Genomic DNA, 16,890 nt, shown 5'->3' with positions numbered 1-16,890 from the left:
CTCAAGCCTCCTTCGCGGGCGCACGGGCCGCTTCAAGCAGCGCTTGCGCAGCGTGCACACGTGCTTCGGCCGGTGCCTGGTCATCGGCAGCGACTTGGGCCAGCGCATCGAGCGCAATTCGCGCCTTCTGCGCCGCGCTCGACCGGATACTGGCGGCGCCGATTGGGCGACCGGCACCGGAGCGCTGGCCGCCGTGGGCGGCTTTCGCGGTGGCGGCCGTCATTTCCAGTTCACCTCTATCGCCGCGGGCGGCTGGATAGGCTGCACAGCAGCGGGAACCTTAAAACCAGGCGGAAGGTCGGCCGGATTCTTGGTGCGGGTGAATTTGACCAGGGCTGCGATTTCCGGTTCGTTCCGTTCGGCCTGGATGTAAAACTCCCCGTTTTTCCCGCCGTCACATCGGGCGGCTTGGCAGGCGGGGTAGCTGAGTTCCAATATCCGCCGCCCGGCGGCCGCGATTTGTTCGTCAATCGTGGGCATTGTCAGGCCCCCGCAGCGGCAATAAGCGGATGAACCGGCGGCATAACCTTGCCGGCGTCCGGGGTCGGGGCGAAGCCCTCTGGCAGCAGGGATTCGTCGCGCGTTTTCAGGTAAGCGCGCATGATTTCAAGCTCGGCTTCCAGGGTGGCACGCTCGCCCTCAAGAGCGGCGACGCGTTCGGCGAGTTCAGAATCGCCTTTGGCCGTCAGTGCTTCGATCTCGGGATACGACAGGCCGGCGCGTTCGAAGCGTTGGCGGACCTGGTACGGGTCGGGCATTTTCGCCGCCTTGATCTGGTTCGCGATGTCCTTCAGTCGGCCCTCGCCCCGAAGCACCCGTCTCGCCGCTTCATTTACCAGCGGCTCGGTTCGGGTGCGATCTTCTGCGACAGCCTCGGCCAGGCGCTCGGAGATGAAGGCCATGTCCGCGAAGATCTCGCCAAACTCCTCGCCCAGCGCGGCGATTCCATCAACGACGCGGCCCTCGTAACGCTGCATCGCAAAGAACGCGATCGTGGTCGGGTCAGTCTTGGCCAGCGCGGCGCGCATCCGGTCCAGGAGCTCGGTTGCCGCGGCCATCGAAGGCACGTCGCCATGAAGGGCACGCACGTCGCGTGCAAGCTCTTCGGAGCTGCGGGGTTGCGAGTCTTCGAAGTCGTCGGTGTGGGTGGTGTCGGTGTTGGTCATTTCGGCCTCTGAATGTTGAAAAACTTGATTTTCGAGGCTCGATTCTTGATTTTATGACGGGTTTTCCGGGTTTTTGTCCGTCAGGCCGCAGGGGCCGGATTCGTTGATTAGGTTCGCTGGCCCAGCAGCCACGCCGTGGCCTCGTTGCTCGCCGCGCTGTTGGAGTGTTTGTCGGGGTGGCACAGCCGAACCAAGCGCGCCAGCATTTCAGGAGCGATGGCCGCCTCAGCGCTTGCTGGTGTCGCGTCGCGAAGCCGGCTGGCGGTGAAGCGGAGGGCGCTCAGTTCCGCCTGGAGCCGCTGCAGGTCGGCGCAAAGCCGATGGTTTGCATCCGTAAGGAAGCGCACTCGATCTTGCATTTTTTTGTACGTCACGGGGGGCTGCTTGAGCTGGGAAAGCTCACCTTCCAAGGCGACAATTTTTGCCTCCATGTCGCGCACCGCCTGCGCGCTTGGGCGTTTTGGTCTGGTGACTTCTGCTTTGGGCGGCATTTTCAAGCCTCGTCCCCGTCGCTTGCCAACCCGCGCTCTTCGAGCACCCTTTGCTGCATCGCGCGGGACTTCTCCATCAGTTCCACATAGCGGGCGGCCAGCTCGCTTGTGATGGCGCCGCTTTGGTCCGCCCCTTCGCCGCCCCTGAACACACCAAGGGCGCGGCCGAGTTTTTCAGTCGCCGCCTGCTGGTCGTGGAGCTTCACTTCGATGCCGTCTCGGCCTTCCTTCACGCCGGCAAAAATGGCCTTCCCCGCCTCGCTCAACTCCCGGGTGTCGGAAATACGGACCTGCCCGACCCCATCCCCGAAGCACTCCGGGCACTCGGGGTTCGGCCGGCGCCTCCGGTCGTACCAGTCGCCGGCCACGGATGGAAACTCCCCAACATCGGCGCCGCCGTCCGCGATGATCTTTGCCCGACGTTCTTCAAAAACAAGCTGCGCCCGCTTGAACTCGGCCGGCGTGCATTGGTAATTGAAACCCTCACCCCAGCAATGCCGGCAGGAATCCCTGCGGTACTGCACGACCTCGCGCGGGTCGGCCGTGGCCACGGTTGACCACAGCTTGACCAGGCCGTCTGCATCAAGATCGAGCCGCGCGAGCCGGGCGCGCTGGGCTTCTTCGATCGCTGCCGCGACGTGAGTTTTCGCGAGCAGTTGCGGCCCTATCCAAGTGGCCGTTTTCACGCTGTAGCCGGCCCGCCGGGCGGCCTCAGAGGCATTCAGGCAAACAAGGTACTCGCGAACGAAAACGGCCTGCTTCGGTGTCAGACCACGGCTCATCTTGCGGCCTCCGCTTCGGCCGTGGCGCGCTCTATCTCTTCGAGGGCTTCGTGGGCAAAAAACAGGGCGATGCCAACAGCTTTCGGCGAGTCGTCGCCCATTCGAGCCGTGACGGCGAGGGCCGCGGCCTGGACGGCTTCGGGCGTCACGCGATCTGCGAGCCGGCGGATTAGGTCCATGCAGCCGGCGGCGAGGATTTGGTTTGAATCGGCACGGGTGATGATCGTTTCGGGCATTTTCGGGTTTCCTGGTTGGTATTGGGTTTTCTTGGGTGCCGTGGGTAGCAATACCCAAGAAATGGGTATTGCTGATGCCGACGCCCAGCCATCAGCCCCAGCCCTTGGTGCACGCGGTCTGCCGACACTGCAAGGCTTCATCGATGGCGCAAAAAAATTAATGCCGGGGCCGAAACTGGCGAAACTTTCGCGGGTCGGGAAAGTTTCGCGCAGCTTCCGGGCTGGAAAGTTCAGAGAGGGCTGGTCTTGAAGTTCGCCCACGTCTGCCGGTCCAGTGCAGTCAGGGTGCACAGGGTCATCGGAATGAGCTGCTCCACGTAACGCCCGTTCCTGTCCACCTGCGCGTCCATCGGCTGGCCGATGCTCTCAATGACCAGCGGGGCGTAGGTCCGCCCCTTGTACTGCATCGCAATTCGCACGGGCGCACGCGAGGGAAGCAGGGCCTCGATGAACCCCATTTCTCCCCTTGCGGTCTTGGCTGCACGGGCCAATATTGAACCATCCGCAGACAGCTCCACAGGCAAGGCCCATTCCATCAGCTTGTCCACCGGCGCCATCACTTCGGATGCAGGGTCATTCCAGGCGCGGAACAGCGCAACAACCTGGATCTTGACCGGCGGCATCCCTGAAAATACTTGGGTGCTGTTAAGTTTGGTTATGCCGGTCCTCCCCTCGAACTGTTTGAGGAAGTCGCCGGACTTCTTCTGCGCGGCGGCCGCGTCAGACGAATTGCCCTTGCCGGCCATTGCGGCGTCGATAATGGGCTGCAGGACACCGCTTTGCAGCATTGCCATCAGCGCCGGGGCCTTCGTCTCCGGGCCCGCCTGCTCGAATGGAGACTGCCAGTTGAGGGCCATTTCCATCGAGGCCTCGGTCAGCGGCGCCATGACGGTGGCCGGATCAGTCTTGTCCGTGCGCTTCCACGTGCCATTTTCGTTGTCGACTTCAAAGAAACTCGCCAGGAGGTGCTTGGACAGGCCGTCCCACTTGGACGAAAGAACCGGTGCTGATTTGGTTGTCGGGGTCATTGGCGGCCTCCCTGGGGATCGTCTTCCGCGGCCGGGGCGGCGTCGTTGGTCGCGCGGGCAGCCTTCGATCTTGTGATGTCGAGCCGCAGGCGGCGTTCGGCGATGGAAGCAGCGGCGGTGCTCTGCTCAAGTCTCTCGATCGCCGTGAATAGCCTTCCGGCCGCGCGAATCTCGGGCCAGCTTTCGGGGTTAAATTCGGCGATTCGGTCCAGCGCAGCCCGGACGGCCACCGCATCTGCTGCCAGCGCGGGGATCAGCGTTACGCATGCATCGACACGCGCCGCAAGGTTTGCCAGAGCCGCGGCGTCGCGGCGACGTTGCCACTCCCACTCATCGAGCACCCATCCGCTGATGCCGCGCGGAACGCCCGTTTCCCAATCCTGAGCCAGGCCGAAAAGGTAATCGACTGAAACGTCGTAAAGGCGGGCCGCGTCGCGTATCAACCACAAAGGGACCGAGTTCGTGTCGGTCGCGTTTTCCACTTTTGACAGCTTGCTCGGATTGCTGTAGCCCAGTCTCCGCGCGGCTTCCGACTGGCTTAGATTGTTCATCTCGCGTGACGCCCTGAGGCGCGCACCGACGGTCTTCACCAGGTCGAGCTGCCGCAGGCGCAGGCGTGCTCCAGGGGTGGCGGTGGTGGTCGCGGTGGTGAGGAGGGAGGTCATGGATTTTTTCCTTTTCGGGGTGTTGGGGCTGAGCCAGGCGGCTGGCGGTGCGCTGCGGATGGCGTCGGCGATTGGCGACAGCTCTGCGACCACGGCAATCGCCTTCAGGGTTTCGGTGCTCATGCCGTCTCTCCCCGTGCTGCCAGGATTGCCCGGACGTTGCTCGCCGTGGTCCCTGCCCGGTCGGACTGCCGGGCTTGCCCCGACGTGACGACGCGATCTGTCGCCCATTCGGTCCTCAGCTTTTCGGCATCGGACAGCAGCGAGCCGATGGTGTGGCCCCTCGAGACGTAAAACTGCCCGGGGTGGCAAACGAACCAGGCTGCGATCTGCGGCGCCTCGGCTCCGCCAACACGCTCAACGAAGCCCTTGACCTGGGCATTGACCGTCCGATTCCGTACCGGTGTCGTGGCGTATCGGGTCTGGTAGGCATCGGAGTACGCCTTCCACGTCTCCCGGCAAGCCTGCTGAAGCGCTGTTTCGTCTGGCGACCGATTTTCTGGGCGCGGCGCGACAGCGACGGACGGTGCCCTTTGAGACGGAGACGGTATCGGTATCGGTATCGGAGACGGTATCGGAGACGGTATCGGAGACGGTATCGGTAACGGTGCACTGCTCTCCGGAGCATCCCGCATGCTGTCTCCTGCCGCATGGATGCTGTCGTCTGCATCCTGCATGCTGCTAGCAGGCTTCTGCAAGCCGGCAGCATAGTCTGGCATCAGCTCAGCAGCCTTGACGCGTCCGTAATGCTTGCAGAGCGCAAGCCACTTGGCCTTTTCGGACCGGGCCGCGGCTCCCGCAGACCAGGGATTGTGCTCGGCCCAGTCGTGCAGCGAGTAGCTGCCTTCGTCGCCGTCCAAAAATCCGAACTCGACCAATGCCGCGACAAATGCGCCCTCGTCGCCGGCCCAGTCCACGGCTAGTTCGATGTCGTCGGCGGTCATGGAGGTAAGCTGCCCGTCTGAGCGGTTTGCGGCCGCCCACAAGATCAGGCAGACCAATTTCCAGGCGGCGCCGTCGCCCAATCGGCGGATCAGCCGCTTGGTTTTAGGGTGGCCAGGTAGGCCGACGGACAGACGGGCGTCGGTGGTCATCGGTCGCCCCGCTGCTGTCGGATACCTGGTGTCGGGAGGGGCAACGGCTCGGCCAGCAGCTCATAGACGGCAACACGCCGGTGCGGATAGCCCCGGTCGTCATAGACGGTGACGCGGCCGATAGTGGGCAGGTCGTAGCCGAGGGCCCGCAACTCAAAGATGCGGGTTTGGCTTTGCATGACGCCTGCCCGCCGGAAGTCGAGCGTGGTTTTTTTGCCGGTGCGCAGCATGTCGAGGATGCGCAGGCGTTGTGCTTCTGTCGCGGTGGCTTGGGTGGTCATCGTCAGACCTCCTGACGCAAGGACGCCAGGCCGCGCACGATCGGATCGACAAGGCTGCCCGCAATGCCGGCCGCGGTGGCGTGGTCCATGCCGCTGGCGAGGATCAGGAGCGCCTTCAGCTTCGCGGCGGCCTCGCTTTGGTTCCTTGCGCGGGCGATAGCGTCGAGGGTGTTTTCGGCCATGTCGGCCGCGCGACGCTCGGCGGCCATGGCGGGGGTATCGGGGCTGTACATGATTGCCCCTTACGCCGTGGCGCCCGTGGCACGAGTGCGGCTGTCTAACCAAGCTATCAGGTCAGCCCGGCGGTAGCGGACTTTACGTCCGACCTTCAAAAAGGGCAGTGCGTAGCGTCCAGTGCTGCGCCAGACGGACAGGGTGCCAGGGGAGACATCCAGGATTGTGGCTGCGGCCTTGTCGTCGAGTAGGTCCGCGCTGGACTCAATGACGGCCCGCAGGGTGCGGGTTTGGGTATTGGCTTGAGTGTGCATGGTTCGCATCCGGTTGACCCCGCTTTGCCTAGATGGCGTGCGGTAACGGAGCGAACTATTGATTAATCGAGAACCTGACAGGAAGCACAAAAGCCTGTCAGGTAACTGGCTGTCAGGTGCCTGTCAGGCGCCTGACAGGCGCGCCAATGCTGGGGTTTAACCCTGTCAGGTAAAAGTTATGGAGTGGGCGGCCTGTCAGCTTCCGATATCCCATCCTTCGGGTGTGAAGTGGTCGACGATGATGTTACTGAAGACCAACTTTTCCCGCTCATTGCAGGAAAACACGCAGCCCAGCCACGGACGCAGATCTGCATCCAGCTTAATGTTTTTCGCCCGGTCGGGGTATTGGTTGGGGAAGGCTTCGATAGCGCTGGCCAGCTTCTTGAACGTGTCCCCGCGGATCATTGAGTGATCAATGGTGACCGGAGAAGGCGTCGCCTGTAGCCTAGTCACCTCTGCCTTTAGGCGAGTCACCTCGGCGGCTAGTTCGGCGGATCTCGCGCGCTCCTTGTCGCGTTCGTCTGCGACGATTTTTCGACCCTCCCACTCGGTCAAATAGCAGTCATATCTTCGAGCTTCTTCGGCTTTGGCTTCATCGCGCTCCTTGGTGACGTCGGCCAGTTCAGCGCGAAGTGCATCGCGTTCGCGGGTAACTTCCTCAAGAGTGGAGGGCGATGAAATGCACGTGGCCGACGATGCGTCGGAAATGGGCGCATGCATGGGGATTGGCCACACAAAACCGTTTCTGTCGCACCATGTGCGAATGTCTGCTTGGGACAGTTCGGTGCTATTTAGAAGGGCGCTTCTGCCATCTTTAACAGAAATTAGTTGAGAGCTTGCGGCATCCTGAAGCGCTTCGCGCCAGTGATAGAAATCTTGGTGGTCCTCTGAATCTGCGGCGCCGGGTTCCTTGCCTGTAAGGATCGAAGCTGCTGCTTGTAGGCTTACCCATTCACGTACCGCATATACGTGTTTCCACAGTGGTGTTCTACGACCTTTCAACAAGCAAGGGGGGACCTTGATTCCACATTCTTGGAGTGTGACGGCAACCTCTTGGCGGAGAAAACCAGGCTCAGCCTCCCTAGCTTCGGATAGAACGTCTGCCGATGCGTTGATGTGTGTATTTAAGATGGCTTCCTGAAGATTATGGAAGGCTAAGGCCAAGCCACCTGCAGAAATTTCATTGTTGTCGTATTTGCGCAATTGGATCTCAACCTTGTGCAGCAGACGGCAAACGCTGAATGCACGTGCGACCTCTTTGGTTGGGACACCTTCTGCTTCAGCGACAACATCGAGTAAATCTGTCAGTGAAATGAAACACTCGTCGTCATGTTCGGCGAGTAGGTCGCGTACTCCCACTGTCGTGCCCCTTTGCGCTCATCCTTGTAAAAGGTGCCGCGCCAGCCGGGCAAGGGAACCCGGTTTTCCTCCCGTCGGAGTAGGCGCGGCGGTGGTGCTCGATCAGGCGGCGAGCCGCCAGCCTTCCGACGTTTCCTCAAAGGTCAGCTTAGGGGCATCCTCCCGGTCGGCATCGGCCAGGCGCTCGACAATCTCCAGTACGGACGGATTGCCGGAAACCTTCTCAAGGTAGAACGCACGAATGAAGCGGTCGGCAATGCGTGGCACTCGCCCCCGCTTCTCCCAGCCGGCGACGCTCTGCGCCTCGTAGCCCCACCAGTGGGCGAGCTTTGCCTGGGACAGCCCCAGTTCCTTGCGCAGGAATCGAAACTCAGCCCCCGTTAGTTGCGCCCGCTCCTTGACCAGCTTCATGCCAATCGCGCGATGCAGGCCTTCAATATCCTCGATGGACACACCCTTGCCATAGGGCGTGTCTTCCTCCCTGAAGCCGTTGGAGAGCCAGACATTCGTCAGCCCGCCTTCCGTGTAGTGGTACATCAGTCGCTCCCAAAAACCGTTATCACAAACACCCGCTTGCCGGGCTCGTGGTTCATGTCGATGGCACCCGCCACCGATATTTCCTGTCCACAACTGGAGCCACGAACCGTCAGCTTCCAGTTGCCATGAATGTCGACCGTTGCCGGTTCTGCCATCCTCCCCTTGCGCATCACATCAAGCACCTGAGCCAGCGTGATTTGCCGTTGTCGCATTCGCTGCTTGGCGTGGGTCAGGAGCACGACCCGGGCCGAGTCGGCGGCAATCTCCCGCAGGAGGCGAAGGGCGTTGGCGTCGTTCAGCCGAAAGGGTACAGGATTCGTCATTACCTATATTTTTTATAGGTTGATGGAGAGAAAATCAAGCGGCATCGATAGGCCCTTGCTTATGCTTTCACCACCCGTAGCCCGGCCGCCTGCTTCTCTGTCGGGCCTGCTGCATGTCGAGATGCTGGCTTCACGCACCACCGCGGCTTTTCTTGGGCAGCGGCAGCACGGTCGCCCCTTCCTTCAGGCCGGCAGCCTCCAGCATCGCGGCCGTTGCGGTGTTCACCGACTGGCGAACCGGATCGAGGTCGAGGCGCGCATAGATCGCGGTCGCTTGGTGGGTCTTGTGGTTCAGGCTCTTGCCGATGATGGTCAGGGATGCGCCGGTCTTGGCCTGCCAGCTCCCCAGGGTGCGGCGCAGATCGTGAATCCGTAGGTCGGTCATGGCGAAGTGCGCCGGGTCGATCTGGGCGGCCTTGGCTTGGGCCTGATATTTCCGCTCGGCTTTGGCGATGCTTTCGAGGGCAAGGGTGTCGGCCTCGGTGCGGGCGTCGTCGTCCAGCTTGAGGGCATCCAGCAGGCGGAACAGGCTGGCGGTGCGTCGGATCGTGGCCCATGCCTTTTTGGGTTCCACGAGATGCCCCGTCCTGCCGGTGCCGGGGAAGACGAAGGGTGAGGTGCCGGCGTTCTCTTTGCGGGCGTTCAGCACCATGATGGCCTCGGGCGAGAGCGGCACATTCTGCGGCGTGCCGTTCTTGGTCTTGCCGATGCGCCAGACGGCGCCGGGCAGGTCGAGGTCGCGCCAGGTCATCGCCTGCACGTTTGAGCGCCGCGCACCAGTGAGCAGGGACAGCAGGAAGTAATCCCGTTGGTCGGATCGGGCGACGGCTTCGAGCAGGTACGGCAGTTCGTAGCTTTGGGCGAATCGGTCGCGGGAGGGGGGCGGATTCTTCTGCACTCGGCTGGCGGGGTTGGTGCCGGTGAAAACCTCTTGATCCGCCATGTAAGTGAAGACGGACGAAACGACAGCAACGGCCCTGTCAGCCTGTGCCGCGCTCTTGATCGCGGTCTTTTTGTGGATCGCCTTCACGTCGGTCCGTTCGATCTGCGACAGCTTCTTGCCCTTGATGGGGGCGAGGTACAGCCGCAGCACGTCGCGGTAGTCGCGCTTGGTGCTCTCCGCCAGGGGCGAGCCGTCGCGCTTGCGCTTGCCGGTCAGGAAGTCTTCGAAGGCGTCTGCAAAGATGGGCTCTTCCCGAATGGCTCGCTTCACGGCGGCAGGATTTGCGCCGCCAGCAAACTCCCCCAGCACCTTGGCGGCTTCCTTCCGGGCTTGCTCGACGGTCATGTCCGGGAAGCTGCCCAGCTTCACCCAGGCCATGGACGCGCCTGCCCGCTTCACCACGTAGAAGGTTTGTGCTCCGGCGTGTGTCATGCGGATCGCCAGCTTCGGAACATCGGTGTCGTAGATCGTCAGTCGCTTCCCGGCCTCGGGCGCTTTAAGTCCAAGCAGCGCAGTTTTGGAGAACTTCAGATTTGCCATTTACCCACCTTGGATTCTTCGGGCTAGCACCGGGCTAGCACGGGCTATCAATTTCGGGCTATTTTCGTGCTAGCCCGTTAAGGTGAGTATAAGCCGAAACCCTTGCTGTGTATGGGTTTGTTAAGGGTGGAGCATATAAATTAAGGTGCGACCCCTCTAACTTGTAATGCGAAGGTCGAGGGTTCGATTCCTTTCACCGGCACCAGATTACGTTTTTTGTTTTTGAGATTTATTCAAATAAATCTTTACTTTAGATGCGTCTATGTCTATAGTTCGGCCTCTCTGACGCGGGGTGGAGCAGTCTGGCAGCTCGTCGGGCTCATAACCCGAAGGTCGCAGGTTCAAATCCTGCCCCCGCAACCACATTTATCTGACTCTCGGTGAGTACATCGGGTGTCAGAGAAGCAAGCGAAAAAAGGCCGGCAGCCATGCCGGCCATTTTTGTTTCTAGCGTCCCATCTTCCTTCGGCAGCAGCGGGATCGACCCGCCGAAAAGAGCCCGCAGCACTTCCCGGGCCTCGGGAATGCGCGTAGCCAGCAACGTTTCCAGGTGGGCAATCAGGTCGTCGTAACGCGCAATGGCGGAGGCGATGATCTCGGAGACAAGCGGCGCAGCGTCCTTCGACGCTCCATGCGTCTTCTCCAGCGCATCGCGCTCCTGATGCAGGCGGTTCAGCTCATCGCGCAGAATCGCCGGATCAATCCCCGCCTTGATGCTCTCCACCATCCGGCCGATCTGCCGCTGCACCTCCTCCAGGCGCCGATCCGTGCGCTTCACGTCGCTGCCCGCCTCCTCAAGCTGGCGGCTCGCCTCCTCAGCAAGGCTGCGCTCGAAGTGCGCTAGCGCCGACGGCGTAAGGAGGCGATGCTTCAGCGCTTCCAGCACTGCACGCTCCACCACATTCCTATCCACTTTCAGGTGGTTCGAGCACGCCGCCGGACCCCGATCCTTGTGCCGTGCGCACCCATATCGGTAGCTGTCGACAACCACGTAGTTCGACCCGCATTCGGCGCACGCCAGCAAGCCGCTCAGCAGATACTTCGGCCCCGCGCCAGTCCGCGCCCGCTCGCCGGCCGCCATCTGCTTGAGCGCGCTCCTGTCCGAGATCGCCTGCTGGCGTGCCTTGACCTTCGCCCACAGATCCTCCGGCACGATGCGCAGATGGGGCACATCCGTTTGCACCCACAGGGATGGATCGTTCGCCTTGCGAACGCGCTTACCGGTATCCGGATTGGTGACGAAGCGGCCACGGTTCCAGATGTGACGTCCGTCGTACAGCGCATTGTTCAGAATCCCGCTGCCATCCTTCGGGTCGCCGTGGATCGCCGAGCGCGCCCACATCCCGCCTCGCGGTGAAGGGATACGCTCTTCGTTGAGCTGCGCCGCAATCGCCATCGGGGAATGGCCGTCTGCAAACATGCGGTGAATCCGCCGGATCACCGCCGCCTGCTCTGCAATGATCGACAGCGCATGCCCGACTACCTGCCCGTTCTCGAGAACCGGGTAAGTGTCGTAGCCGTAGGACTTGCCGCCCGCGCTCAATCCCTTCAGCGCCCGGCTCTCCAGGCCGCGTTTGGTCTGGAAGCGGATGTTGTCTACATAGAGCTCGTTGAGCAGCCCCTTGACCGCAGCGTGGATCTTCTCGCCCGGCGCGTTCGAGTCATAGCCCTCCGACACCCCCACCAGCCGGATATCCAGAAACTTGAGGCGCTTCAGCGTCAGCCCCTGTTCCGTCGCATCCCGCGCGAGGCGGCTCAGGTCATCGACCAGCAGCACATCGAACTCGTGCTTCTCGGCGGCCTGAAGCATCGCGTTGTAGTCCGGGCGGGCCCGGACGGTGCCGGAGATCTCGTCGTCGACGAAGGTGTGACTCACCCGCATCCCCTCATGGGTTGCAAAGACCGTGCATTTGCGGATCTGATCTTCGATCGAGGTTTGGCTCTGCTTGCTGGTGCTCTTGCGAGCGTAGATGGCGGCCTTCATGGGGTGCGTCCTGGGGGGAGTTGGGGGGAAGGGGTCGTCTCACCGAGGATCTGCGCGACGACAATCTCGGCGATCAGGTCGATGAGGCGGGTTTCAGCGGGTGAGAGCGCGTCCTTGTCGGCGGTCTCGAGGTGGTGCTCCATGTACGTAAGTCCAGTTATCCGGGACTAGGTATAGGAAAAACCATCGAAAAAACGCGCGGGTCACAAGAGAAAAGTTGTAACTATATGTAACCATGCTGCTCATTCCTCCAAACTTTCAGGCGTCCCAGGATCACTCCACATCAGCATGGCTCGCCCCGCAGCCTCCGCATAGGAGGCGCCAGTGGCCAGATGCTGGTCGATCACGCACCTCACCTGATTTTCCGAGACGTGAAAATGGGCGCCCAATTGCCGCGCCTGTTCCAGCATGAACAACTCGCACTCACCCTGACCCAGCGTTACCAGCGCTCGCGCATCGCCCGTCACGATGGAAAAGGCCGGCTCGCCGTGCGGCGTGAATGCAAAAGGCCCTTCTGCTCGCCCCAGCATTTCATAGCCAGTCCGCTTCAGCACGGCATAGATCAATGGCAGCCCTGACAGGGCTTCGTACTCGGGTTTCATCGTCGTGTTCTCCAGTGTGTCCAGGGCGCACATCGCCACAAGCCGAAGCCTCTCATTAAAACACCATAGTGTGCAACACTATGGTGGTGTATCTTGCCGGGTCCAATCCATGAATACTCCGGAGCCTAGCCTCAGGACGTATCAATGGATCGCATCGAAGCCCTTGCCGCAGTCTTGCGCGAAGCGCGGCTGGAACAGGCCATTTCCCAGGAAAATCTGGCATCCCTTGCGAGGGTTAGCCGGAATTATGTTGGCGTCGTAGAGCGTAACGGCAAGGTTCCCACCGTCGGGACGTTGTTCATGCTGGCTGATGCGCTGGGCGTGCGCGCATCGGAACTGATCGCCCGCGCCGAAGATCGTGTGGCCACGCATCCGCCCGTCAGCGAGCGTGCACGCGACGACTGAGGCGCGCAGCCCCGCACGCCAAAACAGCCACCCCTTTGCAGGGGTGGCTGAGCGTTGATAAATGTCCTTACCGCCGACCAATGGTGTGCTGTATGCCCACTGAGAAACACACCCCTTGAGGGTCGGACGTATGACCTGCAATATCGGCGGACCGTGGCACTGCCGCAGCCCTGCTATTTCCCGCGCCCGGAAGGGCGCACCTGACACGCCGAAGGGCGTGACAGGTTCCGGGATGATGCTCTGCCAAGAGCGTCATCCAGCGAGTCTGGCGCCAACCAGACCCGCCTTTACTGCCATCACTACACATCGCTTTGCGTCTTGTCGGTCCCACAACTCGACTCGGCTTTCGGCCGAGCGTCGTCATCGAAGGACCACGCTCATACGCTCTCGGGATTGGCGGGGTCGTTACCCCCGTTCCGGTCAGTGCCACCTGACCGAACCTCCGAGCGCATTTCGCACCACTTAGACACGTTCTTGCGTTCACAAGGGAACGCCGCTGGCTCACGACAGACATCGACAACCGGGCTGGATACCGGATTTCAGGCGGGAGAACCGGGAGAAGTCCCTGCCTTACTCAAATGTCGTTGCTGGTCTGTCGCTTCCACCACGTTGCAGGCACTGTAGGCCCTATGCGGCTTCCTTGCTTTCTCGTTAGCACCGGAACTCGGCGCCATTACAGGTTTAAGCTCTCAGCGCGGCTCGACGCTTCCCAGGCGCTACTCTGGGTCACTGTCGCGCTCGCCCGGCCGGTCTACAGGACTTCCTGTATCCGGCCGAGGCCTGCCTCACGGCAGGCGATTACGCAGCCATCCTGACGAGCACAGGTCATGCACTTCCGTGCATGCCCTGGGCGGGACTCACACCCGCTGGTCATCGTGTCAGGGTCATCGGGGCATTTGCTCCCCGCGCCCGTTTCGTGTTCGCACCGTTTCCGCCAGGTAGAGGCACCTGGCCGCCATGGGATAAAGCAGCGGGATTACGCCGGGCGATGAGCGCCCGGGATTACTCCGCAACCTCCCCCTCGCACCGTACAGGCTCCATTACGAGCATACGGCGCCACAAGACTTCCGCCGGGCAAGGGCGGTTCGAGCACGGCTCGAGCGGTGAGTGTGATGGTTCGGCGTTGGCGCGCCGGGACCATCGTGATGGCGTACTACGGGAGTTGGCGCTCCTGCCGATACGGATTCGATCCGTATGGCCTCGTAAAGGTATAGCGTCAGAAGGCAGGGATGACGGGATTGCATGTTTCCCAGTTCATTATGCACTGAGCCGTTTTCTGATCGCATGCAGCATCCGGGGGCGTTGCGCCTATACCTCTCCATCAGACTCACTCTTGGAGAACCCTGAATGCTCGATGTCCTGCGCGCGGTGAAGGTGCCGCGCAATCAAACCGCTGCCATGCAGCTCCTTCAGCTCTACGCCCAGTCGGGCCACGTCCTCTGGACAGCCGGCCGCGTGGTGCGCGGCAAGCTGGAGCGCCTGCTCGCCAAGCTCGCGCCGTTCCGGATTGACCGGAACGTGCCGGGGCGGGCCTATGACCGCAGCCGGGGCTTGGCCTCCTGCCATCTGGTCATCACCGACTCGGAGGATGAGGTGCTCGACTGGGTGCTGGTTTCCACCCAAGGGCGTCAGGGGCTGGGCGATCCGGGAGCGCCTGACATCGGAACGATCTACGACACCACCGCGCAAGGCCAGCATCTGCGCTGGGGGCTGTATGAACTCCTGCACACCGAGAAGCGCATCGGCAAGGTGCGGGATACGACGTGGACCTGGCGAATCACCCGCCCGCACTACAAGGCGCACGAGGCGCTGATTGTTGAACGGGCGAAGCGGCATGATGTGGCAGGGCTCACCCAGGAGATCGCGGCGCTGGCGATGATGCCGATGTTCTCCGGGGTGCGGGGGCAGGTGCTGAAGCTGTATGCCGAGGCGCGGAAGGTGGCGGGGAAGTTCGGGGTGAGGGAGCTGACGCTGCCGGTGCTGGCGTACATGACACGGCAGACGGTGTATGACACGCCGCCGGCGACACTGGTTTCGCTGCTGCCCAGGGTGGGGGTGATAGTCGGTGGAGTGGCTACCGCATAGCGTAGCTTCAACGGAGTCGCTCTTGGTGGAGCGAGTCAGGCTAAAGCATCCGTATACGTCCGTATAACGTTACGATCGGCCTGATTCTTCTAAACCGCCTGCACGGCGGCGAACTCGTCGCTCAGATCTTGCCACCAGATCGAACTCTTCTAAACCGCCTGCACGGCGGCGAACGAAGCTCTCTCACGTCAGACGGTTGCCGCCGACTTCTAAACCGCCTGCACGGCGGCGAACGCAACGACCAACTGACCAACGGCACCACGCAACTTCTAAACCGCCTGCACGGCGGCGAACAGTCAGGCCGGAAATAGCCGTCTGCCGCATTTCTTCTAAACCGCCTGCACGGCGGCGAACCCCGCATCGGCCGCCGCGCCCCCTGGGGCCGTCTTCTAAACCGCCTGCACGGCGGCGAACCGTTTGCCCCGGACTATGGTAGCTCGTCGTTTCTTCTAAACCGCCTGCACGGCGGCGAACGTGGCGGCAACGGAAACACCCTGTCGGGGGATCTTCTAAACCGCCTGCACGGCGGCGAACGCCCGCGAAATCTTCGGCCGCGTCCCGACCCTCTTCTAAACCGCCTGCACGGCGGCGAACTACAACCGCGAGGGGCTCAAGGCGCAGCCGATCTTCTAAACCGCCTGCACGGCGGCGAACCCAAGCGACGGCCTGCGCATGCTCGCCGCCGTCTTCTAAACCGCCTGCACGGCGGCGAACAGGCCGTCACTCGCCCCAAAAGCAGGGGTGAACTTCTAAACCGCCTGCACGGCGGCGAACATGCGGTCGTCCCACGTCATGGCAAGCCGCGTCTTCTAAACCGCCTGCACGGCGGCGAACTGCTATTTGCACTACTCGATGCGTGGAATCGTCTTCTAAACCGCCTGCACGGCGGCGAACAGGGTGATGTCGTAGCCGATTTTGCGGACGCTCTTCTAAACCGCCTGCACGGCGGCGAACGAACTCGGGCCAGATGAGCATGACTTCGCGCTCTTCTAAACCGCCTGCACGGCGGCGAACGTGCCAACGGCCGCGGCGGCGTTCATGGCGGGCTTCTAAACCGCCTGCACGGCGGCGAACCAAGCCCCCACCATCGTGCCCTTCAGCGTCGCCTTCTAAACCGCCTGCACGGCGGCGAACGTAGCGCAGGGTAGCCAGCAGCGCCACAAGTACTTCTAAACCGCCTGCACGGCGGCGAACCTCGCCCGGCGCATCGGGGCCGACCTGCAAAACTTCTAAACCGCCTGCACGGCGGCGAACGCAGGCAATTGCCGATGCTGCGGATCGCAGCACTTCTAAACCGCCTGCACGGCGGCGAACCATGCCGAAAACTTTACGAGCGGCGCGGATGTCTTCTAAACCGCCTGCACGGCGGCGAACGAGAGCGGTTCGGCGATCGATGGGCATGGCCCCTTCTAAACCGCCTGCACGGCGGCGAACGATGGCGACTTCCAAAACCCCGACTTCGCTTTCTTCTAAACCGCCTGCACGGCGGCGAACACGCACCCGGCGCTCAACCAGCGGCCCCTTCACTTCTAAACCGCCTGCACGGCGGCGAACACCCCGCCTGGCCGGGAGCCACCCAATGAAGTCTTCTAAACCGCCTGCACGGCGGCGAACCAGGCGCCGGTTATATGGTCCATGACGGTGCGCTTCTAAACCGCCTGCACGGCGGCGAACCACAAGACGCACCGGGGGCTGGCTGGCCAGCTCTTCTAAACCGCCTGCACGGCGGCGAACTCCCAGCCTCCGCGCGGCTTCCGAGAGACTCACTTCTAAACCGCCTGCACGGCGGCGAACTATGGCATCCCGGCCGGCTCTCTTGATCGCGTCTTCTAAACCGCCTGCACGGCGGCGAACGATGGCGACTTCCAAAACCCCGACTTC

The 16,890-nt window shown here is 62.2% G+C and carries 21 protein-coding genes, 1 tRNA gene, 1 pseudogene and 1 CRISPR repeat array; of the genes and pseudogenes, 4 read left to right on the top strand and 19 right to left on the bottom strand.

Going from position 1 to position 16,890, the window contains the following annotated elements; all coding sequences use genetic code 11:
- Position 1: 1 nt before the first annotated feature.
- The 16 genes from Q1W26_RS11990 to Q1W26_RS11915 all read right to left on the bottom strand — a co-directional run bounded on the left by Q1W26_RS11990 (position 2) and on the right by Q1W26_RS11915 (position 9,933).
- Positions 2-223: a hypothetical protein gene (locus Q1W26_RS11990; RefSeq protein WP_300440241.1), complete on the bottom strand. Its 222-nt coding sequence runs from the start codon at positions 221-223 to the stop codon at positions 2-4.
- Positions 220-480 (bottom strand): hypothetical protein, encoded by a 261-nt coding sequence (locus Q1W26_RS11985; RefSeq protein WP_300440238.1) that lies wholly within the window; start codon positions 478-480, stop codon positions 220-222. Before Q1W26_RS11985 ends, Q1W26_RS11990 begins: the two co-directional genes overlap by 4 nt.
- A 2-nt stretch (positions 481-482) precedes the next feature.
- Complete coding sequence (locus Q1W26_RS11980) at positions 483-1,166, bottom strand: hypothetical protein (protein WP_300440235.1); 684 nt, start codon at positions 1,164-1,166, stop codon at positions 483-485.
- A gap of 107 nt (positions 1,167-1,273) precedes the next feature.
- Positions 1,274-1,657: a hypothetical protein gene (locus tag Q1W26_RS11975; RefSeq protein WP_300440233.1), complete on the bottom strand. Its 384-nt coding sequence runs from the start codon at positions 1,655-1,657 to the stop codon at positions 1,274-1,276.
- A 2-nt stretch (positions 1,658-1,659) separates the two neighbouring features.
- Complete coding sequence (locus Q1W26_RS11970; protein ID WP_300440231.1) at positions 1,660-2,439, bottom strand: terminase small subunit; 780 nt, start codon at positions 2,437-2,439, stop codon at positions 1,660-1,662.
- Entirely contained in the window at positions 2,436-2,675 is a 240-nt protein-coding gene (locus Q1W26_RS11965) for a hypothetical protein (RefSeq protein WP_300440229.1), read from the bottom strand. Before Q1W26_RS11965 ends, Q1W26_RS11970 begins: the two co-directional genes overlap by 4 nt.
- Before the next feature lie 230 nt (positions 2,676-2,905).
- A complete protein-coding gene (locus Q1W26_RS11960) occupies positions 2,906-3,703 on the bottom strand; it encodes a hypothetical protein (RefSeq protein WP_300440226.1) in 798 nt (265 codons plus the stop codon).
- Positions 3,700-4,491 (bottom strand): helix-turn-helix transcriptional regulator, encoded by a 792-nt coding sequence (locus Q1W26_RS11955; RefSeq protein WP_300440224.1) that lies wholly within the window; start codon positions 4,489-4,491, stop codon positions 3,700-3,702. The genes Q1W26_RS11960 and Q1W26_RS11955 overlap by 4 nt, the downstream gene beginning before the upstream one ends.
- Complete coding sequence (locus Q1W26_RS11950; protein WP_300440222.1) at positions 4,488-5,462, bottom strand: hypothetical protein; 975 nt, start codon at positions 5,460-5,462, stop codon at positions 4,488-4,490. Before Q1W26_RS11950 ends, Q1W26_RS11955 begins: the two co-directional genes overlap by 4 nt.
- On the bottom strand, positions 5,459-5,743 hold the full coding sequence (locus tag Q1W26_RS11945) for a helix-turn-helix domain-containing protein (protein WP_300440220.1): 285 nt from the start codon (positions 5,741-5,743) through the stop codon (positions 5,459-5,461). Before Q1W26_RS11945 ends, Q1W26_RS11950 begins: the two co-directional genes overlap by 4 nt.
- A gap of 2 nt (positions 5,744-5,745) precedes the next feature.
- Positions 5,746-5,976 carry a hypothetical protein gene (locus Q1W26_RS11940; protein ID WP_300440217.1) on the bottom strand — a complete coding sequence of 77 codons (231 nt, stop codon included), beginning with the start codon at positions 5,974-5,976 and terminating at the stop codon, positions 5,746-5,748.
- 9 nt (positions 5,977-5,985) lie between these two features.
- Positions 5,986-6,231, bottom strand: a complete 246-nt coding sequence (locus Q1W26_RS11935; RefSeq protein WP_300440214.1) for a helix-turn-helix domain-containing protein — start codon at positions 6,229-6,231, stop codon at positions 5,986-5,988.
- A 195-nt stretch (positions 6,232-6,426) separates the two neighbouring features.
- Positions 6,427-7,590 (bottom strand): hypothetical protein, encoded by a 1,164-nt coding sequence (locus Q1W26_RS11930; RefSeq protein WP_300440212.1) that lies wholly within the window; start codon positions 7,588-7,590, stop codon positions 6,427-6,429.
- Positions 7,591-7,692: 102 nt separating this feature from the next.
- A complete protein-coding gene (locus tag Q1W26_RS11925) occupies positions 7,693-8,127 on the bottom strand; it encodes a hypothetical protein (protein WP_300440210.1) in 435 nt (144 codons plus the stop codon).
- Positions 8,127-8,450 carry a DUF4258 domain-containing protein gene (locus Q1W26_RS11920; protein WP_300440208.1) on the bottom strand — a complete coding sequence of 108 codons (324 nt, stop codon included), beginning with the start codon at positions 8,448-8,450 and terminating at the stop codon, positions 8,127-8,129. Before Q1W26_RS11920 ends, Q1W26_RS11925 begins: the two co-directional genes overlap by 1 nt.
- A gap of 130 nt (positions 8,451-8,580) precedes the next feature.
- The gene (locus Q1W26_RS11915; protein WP_300440206.1) at positions 8,581-9,933 is read right to left on the bottom strand and encodes a tyrosine-type recombinase/integrase; all 1,353 of its coding nucleotides are present in this window, start codon (positions 9,931-9,933) and stop codon (positions 8,581-8,583) included.
- A gap of 286 nt (positions 9,934-10,219) precedes the next feature.
- On the opposite strand from Q1W26_RS11915, the gene Q1W26_RS11910 reads away from it, so the two are divergent.
- Positions 10,220-10,296: transfer RNA gene (locus Q1W26_RS11910), tRNA-Met, on the top strand.
- A 268-nt stretch (positions 10,297-10,564) separates the two neighbouring features.
- Positions 10,565-10,777: a hypothetical protein gene (locus Q1W26_RS11905; protein WP_300440204.1), complete on the top strand. Its 213-nt coding sequence runs from the start codon at positions 10,565-10,567 to the stop codon at positions 10,775-10,777.
- Between the two features lie 36 nt (positions 10,778-10,813).
- Here the strand turns inward: Q1W26_RS11905 and Q1W26_RS21510 are convergent.
- The 3 genes and pseudogenes from Q1W26_RS21510 to Q1W26_RS11895 all read right to left on the bottom strand — a co-directional run.
- Positions 10,814-11,917 (bottom strand): annotated as a pseudogene (locus Q1W26_RS21510) (recombinase family protein); the annotation flags it as partial.
- Positions 11,914-12,060 (bottom strand): hypothetical protein, encoded by a 147-nt coding sequence (locus Q1W26_RS11900; RefSeq protein WP_300440203.1) that lies wholly within the window; start codon positions 12,058-12,060, stop codon positions 11,914-11,916. The gene Q1W26_RS11900 and the pseudogene Q1W26_RS21510, both read right to left, overlap by 4 nt.
- A 99-nt stretch (positions 12,061-12,159) precedes the next feature.
- The gene (locus Q1W26_RS11895; RefSeq protein WP_300440202.1) at positions 12,160-12,519 is read right to left on the bottom strand and encodes a hypothetical protein; all 360 of its coding nucleotides are present in this window, start codon (positions 12,517-12,519) and stop codon (positions 12,160-12,162) included.
- A gap of 144 nt (positions 12,520-12,663) precedes the next feature.
- Between Q1W26_RS11895 and Q1W26_RS11890 the strand changes: the two genes are divergently transcribed.
- Together Q1W26_RS11890 and Q1W26_RS11885 are read left to right on the top strand one after the other, a co-directional pair.
- Positions 12,664-12,924, top strand: coding sequence for a helix-turn-helix transcriptional regulator (locus tag Q1W26_RS11890; protein ID WP_300440200.1), 261 nt, complete (start codon positions 12,664-12,666; stop codon positions 12,922-12,924).
- Positions 12,925-14,271: 1,347 nt separating this feature from the next.
- On the top strand, positions 14,272-15,009 hold the full coding sequence (locus Q1W26_RS11885; RefSeq protein ID WP_300440199.1) for a hypothetical protein: 738 nt from the start codon (positions 14,272-14,274) through the stop codon (positions 15,007-15,009).
- An 86-nt stretch (positions 15,010-15,095) separates the two neighbouring features.
- Positions 15,096-16,863: a CRISPR direct-repeat array (repeat unit 28 nt; unit sequence CTTCTAAACCGCCTGCACGGCGGCGAAC).
- Positions 16,864-16,890 lie beyond the last annotated feature (27 nt).

It is taken from the genome of Zoogloea sp., from assembly GCF_030157465.1.
GTDB lineage: Bacteria > Pseudomonadota > Gammaproteobacteria > Burkholderiales > Rhodocyclaceae > Zoogloea.
Note: the sequence above shows the minus strand (reverse complement) of the source record. Positions and strands in the feature narration are given on the sequence as shown.

What these genes read in the sequence shown, in the direction of transcription:
- Q1W26_RS11990 (WP_300440241.1), bottom strand. Translation starts at nt 223, where the DNA reads ATGACGGCCGCCACCGCGAAAGCCGCCCACGGCGGCCAGCGCTCCGGT.
- Q1W26_RS11985 (WP_300440238.1), bottom strand. Translation starts at nt 480, where the DNA reads ATGCCCACGATTGACGAACAAATCGCGGCCGCCGGGCGGCGGATATTG.
- Q1W26_RS11980 (WP_300440235.1), bottom strand. Translation starts at nt 1,166, where the DNA reads ATGACCAACACCGACACCACCCACACCGACGACTTCGAAGACTCGCAA.
- Q1W26_RS11975 (WP_300440233.1), bottom strand. Translation starts at nt 1,657, where the DNA reads ATGCCGCCCAAAGCAGAAGTCACCAGACCAAAACGCCCAAGCGCGCAG.
- Q1W26_RS11970 (WP_300440231.1), bottom strand. Translation starts at nt 2,439, where the DNA reads ATGAGCCGTGGTCTGACACCGAAGCAGGCCGTTTTCGTTCGCGAGTAC.
- Q1W26_RS11965 (WP_300440229.1), bottom strand. Translation starts at nt 2,675, where the DNA reads ATGCCCGAAACGATCATCACCCGTGCCGATTCAAACCAAATCCTCGCC.
- Q1W26_RS11960 (WP_300440226.1), bottom strand. Translation starts at nt 3,703, where the DNA reads ATGACCCCGACAACCAAATCAGCACCGGTTCTTTCGTCCAAGTGGGAC.
- Q1W26_RS11955 (WP_300440224.1), bottom strand. Translation starts at nt 4,491, where the DNA reads ATGAGCACCGAAACCCTGAAGGCGATTGCCGTGGTCGCAGAGCTGTCG.
- Q1W26_RS11950 (WP_300440222.1), bottom strand. Translation starts at nt 5,462, where the DNA reads ATGACCACCGACGCCCGTCTGTCCGTCGGCCTACCTGGCCACCCTAAA.
- Q1W26_RS11945 (WP_300440220.1), bottom strand. Translation starts at nt 5,743, where the DNA reads ATGACCACCCAAGCCACCGCGACAGAAGCACAACGCCTGCGCATCCTC.
- Q1W26_RS11940 (WP_300440217.1), bottom strand. Translation starts at nt 5,976, where the DNA reads ATGTACAGCCCCGATACCCCCGCCATGGCCGCCGAGCGTCGCGCGGCC.
- Q1W26_RS11935 (WP_300440214.1), bottom strand. Translation starts at nt 6,231, where the DNA reads ATGCACACTCAAGCCAATACCCAAACCCGCACCCTGCGGGCCGTCATT.
- Q1W26_RS11925 (WP_300440210.1), bottom strand. Translation starts at nt 8,127, where the DNA reads ATGTACCACTACACGGAAGGCGGGCTGACGAATGTCTGGCTCTCCAAC.
- Q1W26_RS11920 (WP_300440208.1), bottom strand. Translation starts at nt 8,450, where the DNA reads ATGACGAATCCTGTACCCTTTCGGCTGAACGACGCCAACGCCCTTCGC.
- Q1W26_RS11915 (WP_300440206.1), bottom strand. Translation starts at nt 9,933, where the DNA reads ATGGCAAATCTGAAGTTCTCCAAAACTGCGCTGCTTGGACTTAAAGCG.
- Q1W26_RS11905 (WP_300440204.1), top strand. Translation starts at nt 10,565, where the DNA reads ATGCGTCTTCTCCAGCGCATCGCGCTCCTGATGCAGGCGGTTCAGCTC.
- Q1W26_RS11900 (WP_300440203.1), bottom strand. Translation starts at nt 12,060, where the DNA reads ATGGAGCACCACCTCGAGACCGCCGACAAGGACGCGCTCTCACCCGCT.
- Q1W26_RS11895 (WP_300440202.1), bottom strand. Translation starts at nt 12,519, where the DNA reads ATGAAACCCGAGTACGAAGCCCTGTCAGGGCTGCCATTGATCTATGCC.
- Q1W26_RS11890 (WP_300440200.1), top strand. Translation starts at nt 12,664, where the DNA reads ATGGATCGCATCGAAGCCCTTGCCGCAGTCTTGCGCGAAGCGCGGCTG.
- Q1W26_RS11885 (WP_300440199.1), top strand. Translation starts at nt 14,272, where the DNA reads ATGCTCGATGTCCTGCGCGCGGTGAAGGTGCCGCGCAATCAAACCGCT.